Origin of the sequence: Paenibacillus periandrae (assembly GCF_022458865.1) — a bacterium.
GTDB classification, from domain to species: Bacteria; Bacillota; Bacilli; order Paenibacillales; family NBRC-103111; genus Paenibacillus_S; species Paenibacillus_S periandrae.
On sequence record NZ_JAJNMU010000036.1, the window covers coordinates 1 to 13,996 of the forward strand.

Genomic DNA, 13,996 nt, shown 5'->3' on the forward strand with positions numbered 1-13,996 from the left:
CTTGTGGCACGATACGATTCTTCGGCAGCGGCATAAGCAAAGAAACCTCCATCAAAGTGGTTGCTTAATACTTCGACAGAAGTACATGGAAATCCTTGTTAGTTAATTGGTCAATCGTAGAAAAAAATATATTCAACTGTTGCATATAGCAGAATTAGTGTGTTGTTATAACAATCAGTTGGCATTAACATAAATGTAAGTGTTTGTAATAAATAATCAGATGTACGAAGGAGGAAGTCTATGTCGCTGGAAATGGTTTTGCTGGCTGCGCATGTTCCGAGTATTTGCCATGAAGCTAAGGTGCCTGATTTTCAAACTGAATTGGTCAAGGGATTACGTTTGATGAAGGACACGATCAGGGAGAAGCAGACGGACGTCATTGTGCTGATGTCATGTCACTTTCCCGGTACTTTTGTTCATTATGTCGATGCAACACCACGGCATACCGGTGTATTGACCGCTGTGGAGTGTCCCGACTTGATATCCGACGTACCTTATGACTATCCGGGAGATGAGGCTTTGGCTCTTGAGCTGGTTAAAGCTGGAAAGCAAGCGGGTATCCCCGCTGTGGAGGTTAATGAACCGACCCACATGTGGGATTATGGCACTGTGGTTCCGCTTCGCTACTTAGTACCTAACCAAGATATTCCCATTATCAGCTTATCGGTTTGCTGGGCATCCAGCCTTGAAGAGTCGTATCAATGGGGGATTCAAATCGGGAACGTTCTTAGACAAAGCGGTAAACGCGCTGTTTTTATAAGCAGCGGAGCTTTATCCCATAACCTTGTTCGAGGACGCCATAACAAACCGTCCCTATCCGAGCAAGCTATGGATAACCAGTTCATTGAATACTTGATGAAGGGGCAGTATGGAGTCGCACGCGAAATGCTGAACCAGTATGCAAAGATTGCAGGAGTGGAGTCAGGTGGACGGCATTTAGCCGCATTGTTTGGTGTGCTGACACCGGAGCAGCGGGCCGAATTTTGGGGCTATGGACAATCGTCAGGCAGTGCGAATGCCATCATTTCTTTCGTTTCTTAAATAAAAAACAACCGATATTAAGGAGAACATACGCTATGCAAAAGCAGGCATATCAACCGATTGATTGTTTACATTTTATAGATGGTAAATTTGTACCTTCTCTGGATGAGAAGACGTTCGACAACATTAACCCTGCGACGGAGGAGAAGCTAGGGATAGTAGCGGAAGGCGGAGCGCCAGAAATTGACCTCGCAGTGAAGGCGGCGAAACGCGCACTGAACGGTCCATGGAAAAAGATGACGGCAAATGAACGCGTTGCTGTGCTTCGAAAAGTAGGCGATCTTATACTGGAGCGGAAGGATGAGCTCTCCACCCTGGAGTCGCTTGATACGGGTAAGCCGACTTGGTTGTCAGGTAGCATCGATGTTCCGCGGTCAGCGTATAACTTTCATTTCTTTTCGGATTATATCCGCACAATCACAAACGAATCTACTCTAATGGACGATGTAGCCTTGAACTACGCCATACGCCGCCCGGTCGGCGTCATAGGTCTGATCAACCCGTGGAATCTCCCGCTGCTCTTGTTGACGTGGAAATTGGCGCCTGCGCTAGCGGCTGGGAATACAATTGTGATGAAGCCGGCGGAGCTGACTCCGATGACAGCGACCATCCTTGCGGAAATTTGCCGCGATGCCGGTATTCCCGACGGAGTTGTGAATCTGGTGCACGGCTTCGGACCACACTCGGCGGGTGCTGCGTTAACTGAGCATCCGGATGTTAATGCGATCAGCTTTACTGGGGAAACGACAACGGGCAAGGTGATTATGACGACAGCTGCAAAAACATTAAAGCGGTTGTCTTACGAGCTCGGCGGTAAAAATCCGAATGTCATCTTCTCTGATTCGAACTTGGACGAAGTGATCGAAACGACGATAAAATCGAGCTTTATCAATCAAGGCGAGGTGTGTTTATGCGGATCGAGAATTTATGTCGAGCGTCCGGCCTATGAAGCTTTCCTGGAAAAGTTTGTTGCCAAAACGAAGGAGCTTGTCATCGGCGATCCGTTCGATCCGAAGACAAAGGTCGGTGCTTTGATCAGCGAAGAGCATTATGAGCGTGTAACAGGCTACATCAAACTGGCCCTTGAAGAAGGCGGGACGATTGTCCAAGGAGGAAAACGTCCTGGCGGCTTGGATAAAGGATTTTATTTGGAGCCGACGATCATCACAGGATTGGACCGCAAATGTCGTGTAGTCAATGAAGAAATTTTCGGACCGGTCGTTACAGTTATGCCTTTTGATACGGAAGAGGAAGTGCTTGACCAAGTTAACGATACACATTATGGATTAAGCGCATCTGTCTGGACCAATGATCTTCGCCGTGCTCACCGGGTAGCGGGTCAGATCGAAGCGGGTATTGTATGGGTAAACACTTGGTTTCTGCGAGACCTTCGGACCCCATTTGGTGGTATGAAGCAAAGTGGAATTGGTCGTGAGGGCGGCCTGCACAGCTTCGAATTTTACTCGGAATTGACTAATATTTGCATCAAACTTTAAGGATGGTGGGATTTATTATGACGGTTATATGGGACAAATATGCGAACCATCTGGAGCAAGCTGCTGTTCAAGGCAAAGGGTTGGAGCCTCTAACAGCATTGGATCCGGAAATCACGGTTTACGATGCTTATCAAGTGCAGTTAATTAACATTGACAAAAAGGTAAAGGCCGGGAGCAGGATTGTAGGGAAAAAAATCGGCTTGACCTCTTTGGCTATGCAGCAACTGCTTATGGTAGACCAACCTGATTACGGTCATTTGCTGGACGATATGGTAGTTGAAAATGGTGGAGTGATTCCCTTTTGTCGCGTATTGCAGCCGCGTGTGGAAGCGGAAATTGCTTTTGTACTAAAGAAGGATTTGATTGGCCCCAAGGTCTCGGCATTGGATGTACTGATGGCGACGGATTATGTGCTACCGGCATTGGAAATCGTGGACAGCCGAGTGGCGGATTGGAAAATCAAGCTTCAAGACACCGTTGCGGATAATGCTTCCTCTGGTCTATATGTCCTTGGTGGTAAACCGGTGAAGCCCGATGCAGTTGACCTCTCATTGGTGGGGATGGCGCTGTACAAGAATGGTGAGATCATGAATACCGGAGTTGGTGCTGCTGCGCTTGGCGATCCGGCGGCTTGTGTAGCGTGGCTAGCCAATAAGCTGTTTGAGTTTGGGATCATGCTCAAAGCTGGGGAAGTAATTTTGTCAGGGGCGCTGTCGGCCGCGGTGCAAGCTAAGCCGGGCGATAAGTACCGGGCACGTATCGCGCATCTGGGTGAAGTCAGCGTTAGCTTTGAATAAGAGAAACGACCAATGATGAAAGGGTGGTACTTTCCATGTCTAAAGTAAAAGTCGCAGTGCTTGGATCTGGCAACATAGGCACGGATTTGATGTATAAATTACGGCGCTCCAACGTATTGGAAATGACGACAATGATTGGTATTGATCCGAATTCAGAAGGATTGGCTAGAGCTAGAGAGCTTGGTTATTGCACCGTCGATTCCGGCTTGCCCGGATTTCTGGAGCAACATGCGGACCAGGCGGATATTGTTTTCGACGCAACCTCCGCTAAGGCACACATTCGGCATGCTAAAGCGTTGAGAGAAGTGGGGATGCTGGCATTGGATCTAACACCAGCTGCTGTCGGCTCGCTGGTAGTACCGACGGTCAACATAAACGAGCATCTTGATAGGGATAACATTAACTTAGTTACCTGCGGTGGTCAAGCGACCATTCCGATCGTGCATGCCGTGAATCGAATCAGTCCTGTCTTGTACGCTGAGATCGTTGCCACCATTTCAAGCAAAAGCGCCGGGCCGGGTACGCGGGCAAATATTGACGAATTTACAGAGACGACGGCTCGTGGTCTTGAGACAATAGGCGGGGCTAAGGCAGGCAAAGCTATCATCATATTAAACCCGGCTGAGCCACCGATTTTGATGAGAGACACGGTTTATGCTTTGGTTGACCCTGAACGGATGGACGAAGAGGCGATCCGCTGGTCTATCCTCGGGATGGTGGAAGCGATCCGTTCGTACGTGCCAGGTTATAGACTTCGGACGGAGCCGATCTTTGACGGGAATAAGGTCACGGTTTTCCTGGAAGTAGAAGGAGCGGGAGACTACTTACCCAAGTATTCCGGAAACCTCGATATTATGACTTCTGCAGCAGTAAAGGTTGCCGAGGAATTTGCAGCGCACCATCTGTTGAAAGCGACAGATACTGAGACCGTTCAAGACTAAGACTATGATTACGTCGTTGACTACTTATGAAAGTCCTTAGGAGGAGATTTCTCAATGGCCATGGAAAGAGATGTGTTGATTACGGAAGTTGCCCTGCGGGATGGCAGTCACGCTATTGCGCATCAATATACGGTTGAGCAAGTAGAGAAGGTAACCAAAGCGTTAGGCGAAGCGGGTGTTCCTTACATTGAGGTCTCGCACGGAGACGGTCTTGGCGGGTCCTCCTTGCAATACGGATTGTCCCTGACCAACGAAATGGAATTGATTGAAGCGGCGGTATCGGTCAGCGGTAATTCGAAGATAGCGGTGCTTGTGCTTCCCGGTATCGGCACAATTCACCAAATGAAGGAAGCGGCTGGCTTAGGTGTCAAGATGGCGAGAATCGGCACGCATGTGACGGAAGCAGATGTAGCTGCACAGCATTTATCCAAAGCGAAGGATATGGGGCTCGAAACGGTCGGTTTTCTTATGATGTCTCATATGGCTCCTGTAGAGAAGCTGGTTGAACAGGCAAAGCTTATGGAAGGCTATGGCGCTGACAGCGTCTATTTGTTTGATTCCGCGGGGGCATTGCTTCCGCATCAGGTCAAGGAACGAGTCCGAGCCCTGCGTCAAAGTCTGCAGGTCAACATTGGCTTCCACGGCCATAATAATCTTTCCTTGGCGATGGCGAATACCCTTGCAGCTATTGAAGAAGGCGCTACCCGAATTGATGGCAGCATCCGGTGCCTGGGTGCGGGAGCCGGCAATACGCAGACAGAAGTGCTGGTAGCGGTTCTGGAGCAAATGGGAATTCGTACCGGCATCGATCTTTATACCATTATGGACACGGCGGAAGAGATTATCGCCCCTCTGCTGCTGGTGCCGCAGGAAATTACAAGAGATAATCTGGTACTCGGCTACGCAGGGGTTTACTCCAGCTTCCTCCTTCATGCGCAGCGGGCGGCCAAAAGGTTTAACATGGATTCACGTGATATTTTGATTGAGCTGGGGGCTCGTAAGGTAGTAGGCGGTCAAGAAGATATGATCGTAGATGTAGCGGCAGAACTTGCGAAGCAAATTAAAGTGCAAACTTAATTTTATACAGGGGAGGTATATTAAACGGTGGATAAAGTTATAATCAAGGATTTGGCTCGTTTTCTGGCTGACGCGGAAGTAGAGAAAAGAGAGGTCTTGAAGATTACCAATGATCATCCCGAGCTGACTGTTGAGAAAGCTTACGAGATTCAAGAGCAGCTGGTGCAGCTGAAGCTGGAGGAGGGCTACCAAATTGTTGGTCCTAAGATGGGTTTCACCAGTCAGGCTAAAATGAAGCAAATGAACGTAAACGAGCCGATTTATGGATACATTTTTGATTATATGGTCGTAAACGGTCAAGAAATATCGATGCAGGATTTCATTCATCCGAAGGTTGAAGCAGAGGTTGCGTTTATTTTGGGTAAAGATATTGAAGGGCCCGGTATGACCGGTGCACAAGTGCTAGCGGCAACGGAATATGTTGTACCTGCGCTTGAAATCATCGACAGCCGCTATGAAAATTTCAATTTTACATTGCCGGATGTTATTGCCGATAATGCTTCTTCCTCGAAGGTTGTGTTCGGAAGTCGAATCAAACGCCCTGACGAATTAGAGCTTGATTTGCTAGGCGTGACCTTAAGCATCAATGGGCAAATAAAGGATTTAGGCGCAGGGGCTGCTGTTGTCGGCCACCCTGCCAATTCCGTAGCAATGCTCGCAAATATGCTGGCAAGAAAGGGCCTCAAGCTGAAGGCGGGTCAAATTATTTTAACGGGCGGTATTACCGGTGCGGTTGTGTTAAATGTCGGCGATTCCGTATCAGCGAAGTTTGACGGCTTCGGCACAGTTGATTTTCAAGTAAAAGAATAAACTCTAATCTAGGAAAGGATGGTCATTTCACATGCCTATCGTAAACATTGAAATTATGGAAGGCAGAACGCCGGCAAAAATAAAAAATCTGATTGCGCGCGTAACGGATACGGTATCGGAGGAACTAGACTCTCCCAAGGATCGGATTCGCGTACTGGTAACCGAAGTTCCGAAGACGCATTGGGGGATCGGAGGCGTTCCCGCTTCCGATATTCCAAACCGCTAGTATTATCAAATCAACATCCATGGGGGTCGTTTCATGTACGATGTGCATACGCATTTTATCCCTCCTGAAGTGATAGGATGGCTTCAAGAGAATCAAGCGGTCATTAACGCCAAGTGGATCACGAAGGATTCGAACAAGGCCGAGTTTTTGAGTGTCAACGGAAATTGGGAGTTTGAACTGAAGGAAGCGTTTGTGAATCCGCAGCTTTATCTGGAAGAGCAAGGGAAACAGGGGGTCATTCACTCCTTGATTTCCCCCATCCCCCAGTTATTTCTGTATGAGTTTCCAACGGATATCACCAAGGAGCTCGCTTCGGTATATAACGACAGCTTGGCCGGATGGGTCAAACAAAACGATACCCGAATTTCCGGATTGGCTACTTTGCCGATGAATGACCTGGAAGCTGCATCCTCCGAATTGGATCGGGTGATGGACCGTGGTCTCAAAGGTGCTATCGTCGCTTCTTCTTGGTCGGGTCAACTGTTAAGCGAGGATCGGTTTATCCCATTCTGGGAAACGGCTAACAGGCGAAAGGCCATCATTTTCATTCATCCGTTGCTATGCACCGATCCGCGGCTAAGCAAGCGTATGATGCCCAATCTTATCGGCGTACCTTGGGAAACAACAATATGTGCCACGGATTTACTGCTGAGCGGAATGTTGGAGCGATATCCGGACGTCAAAATTCTGCTTGCACACGGCGGAGGGTTTCTGCCTTATCAGATCGGCCGAATGAATAAAGGGTATGAGAAATGGAATCTTACATTTTCACACTTAAAGGAAACGCCTCTGGAGCTTGCTAAGCGGTTTTGGTACGATACGGTGCTTTGGAATACGGATGCTTTGAGCTACTTAGTTGATTTGGTAGGGGAAGACCGCGTCGTACAAGGGTCGGACTTTCCGTTTGATTTATGTGAGTGGCCACCGGCTATTAATGGGGATCGAGGTTTTCAATCTTTAATGCTTACGATGCAAAATTTCATTACGGAAAGTTCTTAGGAGGACAAACCATGCGAACACAGGTAGGAATTATCGGAGCAGGACCAGCTGGATTATTGCTTTCTCATCTTCTTTATCTTCAAGGGATCGACTCCATCATTATAGAAAGCCGGACACGGGAAGAAATCGAAGGAACGATACGTGCAGGCGTACTGGAGCAAGGTACAGTAGATCTGATGAATCAAATGGGCGTTGGAGCCCGCTTGATGAAGGAGGGCCTTTTCCATGAGGGAATCGAGCTTCGCTTTAACGGCATAGGTCATCGGATAAATATGCATGAGCTGACCGGGGGTAAGCATGTAACGGTGTATCCGCAGCATGAAGTCATTAAAGATTTGGTCGAAGCGAGGCTCAAGACAGGGGGACAAATTCACTTTCATGTCGGAGACGTCAGTCTTCACGATGTGGATACGGCTTCGCCCAAGATCCGTTTCCGCTGGGACAAGGAGGGTGACATACAGGAGATTGTGTGTGATTATATTGCAGGCTGTGACGGTTTTCACGGACCTAGCCGCCCGGCAATTCCGCAGTCAGTCCGCAAGGAATATCAGAAGATATATCCCTTCGGCTGGCTTGGAATCCTTACGGAAGCGCCACCATCTGCACCAGAGCTTATTTATGCGAATCATGACCGGGGGTTTGCGCTATTAAGCACACGGAATCCGCAGGTTCAGCGCCTCTATATTCAAGTCGACGCTGCCGATAACATCGTCAATTGGTCGGACGACCGCATTTGGACTGAGCTGCATACCCGATTAGAGTCCAAGGATGGGTTTAAGCTTATAGAAGGACCTATATTCCAAAAAGGTATCATTTCCATGAAAAGCTTTGTTTGCGATCCGATGCAGTATGGCAGGCTTTTTCTAGCCGGGGATGCCGCACATATTGTACCGCCGACTGGGGCAAAAGGCTTAAATCTGGCAGCAGCCGACGTTCAGGTGCTTGCCCGGGGTCTGGAAGCCTTTTATAAAACCGGGAAGACCGAAATGTTGGAGAGGTATACGGAAGTTTGTTTGAGGCGCGTTTGGAAAGCCGAGCGTTTCTCATGGTTTATGACGACGATGTTACACCGCAACCATCAGCACACGCCTTTCGAGCACCGCATTCAGCTTGCTGAACTGGACTATGTAACGTCTTCACGGGCGGCATCGATAAGTCTGGCCGAAAATTATGTTGGACTTCCTATGGAGTTTTGAGGAAGTAATCATTCATGATAAAAAGAACGCTTAATCTCAAGCTGGTCCAATGCTTATAGGAAAAAATGGCTCAAGGCTTATTCTCGCAGTAATGACAAATTTTCTTGGATAAGTCCATTCGTATCAGGTATTTGATTCGCATAATTGACGAAGATACCATCCGAGTAAGGCGAGCCTTCGGAAACAGACTGTGACGAATATCATTAACGAGCTCCTTGCATTGTCGAAGAAGCGGTAATGACCAAACCAGGGGTCGGGCGTAAGCCACGTGAAGAAAGATGAGCTGACGGTACACCTTCGTTTGGAGAGGTGTACCGTTTTTTTAACAGCGTACTATGTCAAATTAATTTTTCAGACATTTGGGTAACTCAAACACACCTAACCACCCCTATTTTTAAAAAAGTTAGCAACTGACATGGAAGCGATGTGCAGAACCGGACTTTCTCAAACTTGAAAGGATATAGCCTGGTTTTTCAATCCTGCGATGCCATCTGGCTGAGTGCAGACTTTACGCTAACGTACAATTCGCATTTACAGGACGAGGAGGATAACGCTAATTTACGAGGTCCAGGGGCCTCTAGAATTTATCCGATCTGCCCTCAGTCCCAGAAAGAACGGCTCTGCATCATCTTAATTTTAAGCAGCAGTACGCTGCAGATGGGTCACGAAGCAGTTGTATTTCAATTTCTTGTTCAGCTCATCTTGAAGTGTATAGTCCTTGATCTGAGAATGAAAGGGTACTTTGTCTCGAAGCAGAGCGAATGCAATCTTAAGCATTTTGTTACCCATGGCAATGAAGATGGCACGCTCATGCTTACCACGACCTTTTAAACGTTCATAGAAAGGTTTTAAATCCTGATTATGCAAACAAAGATTTCGTCCTGTCAGGAATACGACATACCGGAGGTGATCATTTCCTTGTTTAGAAATGTGGCCATAGGAGCCTTTATGGCCGCCTGTTTGCTTGATCATCGGGTTCGTACCTGCTTTCTTAATCAATTGGCCCGCATGAGTGAAATGATCGATGTTGCCGATCTCCGCATAAAGTTCAGCTGAGGTCGAGACCCCAAGGCCGGGAACGGATAAAAGTAGTCTGCCATCCGTTTGGAGCAACAAGCTTTCAATTTCTTGGTCCAAAGCTTCGATCTTGGAATTAAAAGCTTTTAAGTCACGCAGCTTCATGTTCAGCAGCATAAATTCCGGGCGTAATTCGTCCTTATGACGTGCTAAGGATTGCCCAGCCACATGCAGTAATTTTTGGATAGCGCTCTGACGGAGCTTCAAGTTATGTCGAACCGAGAGCTCCCGAAGTCCCTTTTCACCCAATTGCAGGATCATCGAAGGGTGGGGATAGTGCTCCATCATGAACGAGGAGGCTTTTCCCCAAAAGTCACTGAATACTTTGATTTTACGCGCCTTGCCTTGGCTGTGGTCTGCATAACCTTGAAATTCACGCCAAAGAATATCCATTAAGTTACGGATCTCCATACGTAGAGTAGAACGTTTGCGGATCTCGGAACGCCGGGCTCGTGTGAGAACCAGCAGATGCCGATGGTGGCCTTCGAGAAGCTGGGTCTGGGTGGCTTTGTTGCTTTTAATGGCATGGGCAATGGCGACTAAGTCCAAGTCATCCGTCTTGCACCAATTTAGCGCACTGGCTCGCTCTTCGAAGGTAGAGTAAGGGTTGAATATCTGTACGTGGAAGCCATATCTGGACATCTCCCTCACAATGTCTTCATAGTAATGTCCAGTGGCCTCAATGCCAAGGAATAAGCGTTCCGCCTGAACTGCAGCACAGGCTTGATCAATTTTTTTCGCAACTGTTGCATACCGGATGTACTCACTGAGAAGAAAAAAGGTCTCTCAATAACGTCGCCGAAATAATTGCATATGAGAGCTTTCTGGTGGAGCTTGGCAGCATCAATGGCTACAATGAGCACCTGTTCCAGGTTGACTCCGCGAAGCTGTTGACTAAACTTGATTCCCTTGATACCTTGAATATGTGAGGATTTCCCCATGTGACTTCAACCTCCTGTGGTGGGTAGGTACAGATTGAAGCTTCCTTGTCAGGTGCTTCTTTTCTTCGATAGTCGCTGGGTGAGTTCCTCTTTTTTTAACTATATTACACGCCAGAATTTATATGTTTTTGGGTTTGGGGTAGCCGGAGGCTGCCCCCTTATTTAAATTTTTGGTAACATAGAAATATGGAGACGAACCTACTCAAGCAAATATTTTTCGATAAGCAGGGACATTGGGATGCTTTTGTAGAGAAGTACAAGGCTCAGCTTAGACCCAATGTCATCAAAGAGGTCCACAAATTCCGTGGCTGTGGGGATCCCAGAAACGGATTTAAAATCCTGGTATGTGAGGGATGCCATGACATCCGTAGAATACCATACCGTTGTAAGGGTCGTTTCTGCACGACGTGCTCGTGTGGAGAAACCGAAGAGTGGAGCCGTTTGTTGGTGGAGGATGTCTTTGCAGTGAATCATCGACATGTGGTATTTACAATCGATGAAGGGCTGTGGGAAGTCTTTTTGCTGCATCGAAAAATGTTAAAGGGATTCATGGATGAGGCGGTTCGAATCATCAAAGAACATTTCGAAAAGAAACATAAAATAACACCTGGAATCATAGCGGGATTGCATACGTTCGGTTCGCGGCTGAACTTTAATCCGCATGTACATATGCTGGTGACGATGGGTGGAATGAAGGCAAATGGGGAATGGAAAACGTACGACTACATCCCCTTTGAGATGCTGAGGAAGCAATGGCAAACGGTGGTATTGAAGCTCATACGGGTAAGCTTGAATGAGGAAGAGAAGAAACAAGTGCAACCGAGATTACAGAAGGCCTATTCCGCGAATGGAGAAGGTTTCTACGTGCATGCACCGAAGCAACGAGGGAATGTGAAGCAGCAGCTGGGATACATCGGGAGATACATGAAACGACCGGCGCTTGCGCTGAGGAGGATCAAGGCGTATGACGGGGAATACATGGTATTTAGCTACCACGATAAAACGAGTGGGGAAGAGAAAACAGAGAAGGTAACGGTAGAAGAGTCTATTGCTCTTGCTATACGCCATATTCCGGATGAAAATTTAAAACGATTCGGTATTACGGTGTCTATTCACGTAGGCTCAAAAATCTGTGCAAAAAAATGGTAACAGCATGGCAGAAGGAAGCGCGGAAATGGATTGTAAAAGCCCAGAGAAAACTCAAACGAAGAAGCTGGAGGGAGAAAAAGCAGCAAGCCACAGGACGGGATCCGATGACTTGTCTGAAGTGTGAATGCCAGTATGAGTATAGGGGAGAAGTCTGCCTCAAAGAAGGAAAACTAACGATACAGTACGCAGCGTGTCCCAAGACGCAAGGCTGTTTAGAAAGGATGATTCGAGATCTCACAGGCTAGTAAGAAAACCAAAAACAAAAAGAAGAAACGGCAGGTACCGGTAAGCAACTACCTGTTATCCAAACAAAGCGTGACTTATATCTGCTTAACTTGTTCGGAAACCGAAACCATTCCACTCCAGGTCGTACGTAATTTTGACATGATGGACGCGGGAGATCCCACAGTACCCCCACAATTCACCTGCGAAAGCTGTGGAGGGGGTATGTACCCTGAGTACTATAAAGGAGTTCACGGTTATGAATACCGGACCCAAGATCTACTTGGAATTAAAGAAGTGGAAGGCGACTAAACAAGAATGAAGGAGGAGATGGGTGTGAGGTGGAAGAGCGTTAGTGTCCGCCTTTGAAGTTCGTGTAGTTCCCGATTCCAATGTTCAATAGAACACGAACTTCAACAGCGGCTGCAACAATTGCATTGGTTTGCTGACACCGCCTGTCGGAACCGTGCTTAATGTCGCAGCAGGAGTCGGAAAAAACGGAATGGACGACATCATGAAGGGGGCATGCCATTTTTGATAGCAGAAGTGCTGGTTCTCTTCTTGCTCACGGTATTTCTTCAGATTGTAATGGTTCCATGGGGGGTTGCATTAGAATCTGTTCTAGTAAAGCCTTTATAATAAAGCCTCGACTTTCGTTGGTACGGTAGAATGGTGAATTTTGAATGAAAAGACCTAAGAAAAGACCTAAGAAAAGACTGAGCTAAACATTCCTGTAAAGCCAAGAAATCGCCTTTGCCAAAAAATGTGTATGATGAATGAAGATTAAGGTATGCGCCAGGCATTTCGGCAGTGAGGATGACCACGGCCTAAACGGTTCTAGCGCCTTCGGAGCATGAATATTTGGCAGTTACGGTAATTGCTCGAACAGGTACCAGGTATAGGAACGGACAATTATCGGAAGCGACAAAAAGCAATAATACCGACACGGCCGGAAAAAGGAAAAGTTCCAACCGGTTGGGTTTCTTTATTTCGGGGACAGGTGCTTCATACCCATAAATGATTCGCATACAAACATAATCCAAGCTCTGGCTGCATGAGAGTGGTAGTGGTTTTTGTTCCGAATGATGGCCAGGTCCCAGTGAACCTTAGGTTCGGTCATGCGAACCGCCGTAATTTGAGTGGGGTCGTTCTTCATGCATATTGTTTCGGGAAGCATTGAAATCCCGAGCCCCGCCGCGACCATCTCGCCGATAAAGTCCCATTGCGTGCTCTCATAAACTATTTTCGGCTCATAGCCGGAGCGGATACAAGCCTCACGTACTCGGTCATGAAGTGCAAAACCTTTGCGGAAAAGTATAAACCGTTCATCTCGCAGAGCATGCAAGGAAACATCCGTTTGTTGGGTAAGTCGATGAGCAGGAGGAACAATAAGCATCAATTCGCGGTTAACGAGTGGAACGACCTCGAACTTTTCCTCGTCAACCGGCAATACGACAACCCCTAAATCCAATTCTCCATCCAATAGATGCTGCTCAATCAGCTTACCTCCCTCTTCAACCAACTCAATCTCGATTTGAGGATAGAACTCGTGAAACTGGGCGATAATTTTCGGGAAAAAGCTTGCTCCGATTACAGGCGGCAGCCCCAAAGAGAATTTGCCCTTCCGCATCTGAATAACATCGGTGAGCGCGGTCTTAAGGTTGTCGAATGTCTTGAGAATAAGATGGCCTTGTTCCTTCAGAACTTGGCCGGTATCCGTAAGCTGGATTCGGCGCGTAGAGCGGTCGAACAGGGGCACGCCTAATTCTTCCTCGAGGTTTTTGATCACTTTGCTGAGTGTTGGCTGCGATAAATGCAGATGCTGACTCGCTTTCGAAAAGCTGGAATGCCGGGCAATCTCCATGAAATAATTCAATTGTCGCAGGTCCATGGGGCCTCCTATCTATAGCTATAATTCATAAATAGTATTACTTATAAGTATTTTACCTATAATTCTATGTATTGTAAAATAATTCTATGAATTTCGAAATCGCTTACACCAATATGCGATTATATAGCGAGGA

General features: G+C 47.3%; 12 protein-coding genes and 2 pseudogenes. 11 read left to right on the forward strand and 3 right to left on the reverse strand.

Annotated features, from left to right (window positions below):
- Positions 1-240 precede the first annotated feature (240 nt).
- Genes LRL21_RS39385 through pobA form a run of 9 tightly spaced genes read left to right on the forward strand, consistent with a single transcriptional unit; the run spans position 241 to position 8,583 of the window.
- The gene (locus LRL21_RS39385; RefSeq protein WP_240421275.1) at positions 241-1,041 is read left to right on the forward strand and encodes a DODA-type extradiol aromatic ring-opening family dioxygenase; all 801 of its coding nucleotides are present in this window, start codon (positions 241-243) and stop codon (positions 1,039-1,041) included.
- Between the two features lie 35 nt (positions 1,042-1,076).
- The gene (locus LRL21_RS39390; RefSeq protein ID WP_240421276.1) at positions 1,077-2,537 is read left to right on the forward strand and encodes an aldehyde dehydrogenase; all 1,461 of its coding nucleotides are present in this window, start codon (positions 1,077-1,079) and stop codon (positions 2,535-2,537) included.
- Between the two features lie 17 nt (positions 2,538-2,554).
- Positions 2,555-3,334 carry a 2-keto-4-pentenoate hydratase gene (locus LRL21_RS39395; protein WP_240421277.1) on the forward strand — a complete coding sequence of 260 codons (780 nt, stop codon included), beginning with the start codon at positions 2,555-2,557 and terminating at the stop codon, positions 3,332-3,334.
- Between the two features lie 35 nt (positions 3,335-3,369).
- Positions 3,370-4,275 (forward strand): acetaldehyde dehydrogenase (acetylating), encoded by a 906-nt coding sequence (locus tag LRL21_RS39400; RefSeq protein ID WP_240421278.1) that lies wholly within the window; start codon positions 3,370-3,372, stop codon positions 4,273-4,275.
- 54 nt (positions 4,276-4,329) lie between these two features.
- On the forward strand, positions 4,330-5,352 hold the full coding sequence (dmpG, locus tag LRL21_RS39405; protein WP_240421279.1) for a 4-hydroxy-2-oxovalerate aldolase: 1,023 nt from the start codon (positions 4,330-4,332) through the stop codon (positions 5,350-5,352).
- A gap of 27 nt (positions 5,353-5,379) precedes the next feature.
- Positions 5,380-6,162: a 2-keto-4-pentenoate hydratase gene (locus LRL21_RS39410; protein WP_240421280.1), complete on the forward strand. Its 783-nt coding sequence runs from the start codon at positions 5,380-5,382 to the stop codon at positions 6,160-6,162.
- Between the two features lie 31 nt (positions 6,163-6,193).
- Positions 6,194-6,388, forward strand: a complete 195-nt coding sequence (locus LRL21_RS39415) for a 4-oxalocrotonate tautomerase (protein ID WP_240421281.1) — start codon at positions 6,194-6,196, stop codon at positions 6,386-6,388.
- A 33-nt stretch (positions 6,389-6,421) separates the two neighbouring features.
- Positions 6,422-7,387: an amidohydrolase family protein gene (locus LRL21_RS39420; RefSeq protein WP_240421282.1), complete on the forward strand. Its 966-nt coding sequence runs from the start codon at positions 6,422-6,424 to the stop codon at positions 7,385-7,387.
- A gap of 11 nt (positions 7,388-7,398) precedes the next feature.
- Entirely contained in the window at positions 7,399-8,583 is a 1,185-nt protein-coding gene (gene pobA / locus LRL21_RS39425; RefSeq protein ID WP_240421283.1) for a 4-hydroxybenzoate 3-monooxygenase, read from the forward strand.
- A gap of 636 nt (positions 8,584-9,219) precedes the next feature.
- Here pobA and LRL21_RS39430 read toward each other — a convergent pair.
- Positions 9,220-10,419: an IS110 family RNA-guided transposase gene (locus LRL21_RS39430; protein ID WP_338044745.1), complete on the reverse strand. Its 1,200-nt coding sequence runs from the start codon at positions 10,417-10,419 to the stop codon at positions 9,220-9,222.
- The gene (locus tag LRL21_RS39435) at positions 10,308-10,601 is read right to left on the reverse strand and encodes a hypothetical protein (RefSeq protein WP_240421284.1); all 294 of its coding nucleotides are present in this window, start codon (positions 10,599-10,601) and stop codon (positions 10,308-10,310) included. Before LRL21_RS39435 ends, LRL21_RS39430 begins: the two co-directional genes overlap by 112 nt.
- Before the next feature lie 186 nt (positions 10,602-10,787).
- On the opposite strand from LRL21_RS39435, the pseudogene LRL21_RS47080 reads away from it, so the two are divergent.
- Both LRL21_RS47080 and LRL21_RS39450 read left to right on the forward strand, forming a co-directional pair.
- Positions 10,788-11,992 (forward strand): annotated as a pseudogene (locus LRL21_RS47080) (IS91 family transposase); the annotation flags it as partial.
- A 407-nt stretch (positions 11,993-12,399) separates the two neighbouring features.
- Positions 12,400-12,611, forward strand: a pseudogene (locus LRL21_RS39450) (TRAP transporter large permease subunit); the annotation flags it as partial.
- Between the two features lie 346 nt (positions 12,612-12,957).
- On the opposite strand, the gene LRL21_RS39455 reads toward LRL21_RS39450, so the two are convergent.
- Complete coding sequence (locus LRL21_RS39455) at positions 12,958-13,863, reverse strand: LysR family transcriptional regulator (protein WP_240421285.1); 906 nt, start codon at positions 13,861-13,863, stop codon at positions 12,958-12,960.
- Positions 13,864-13,996: the final 133 nt, after the last annotated feature.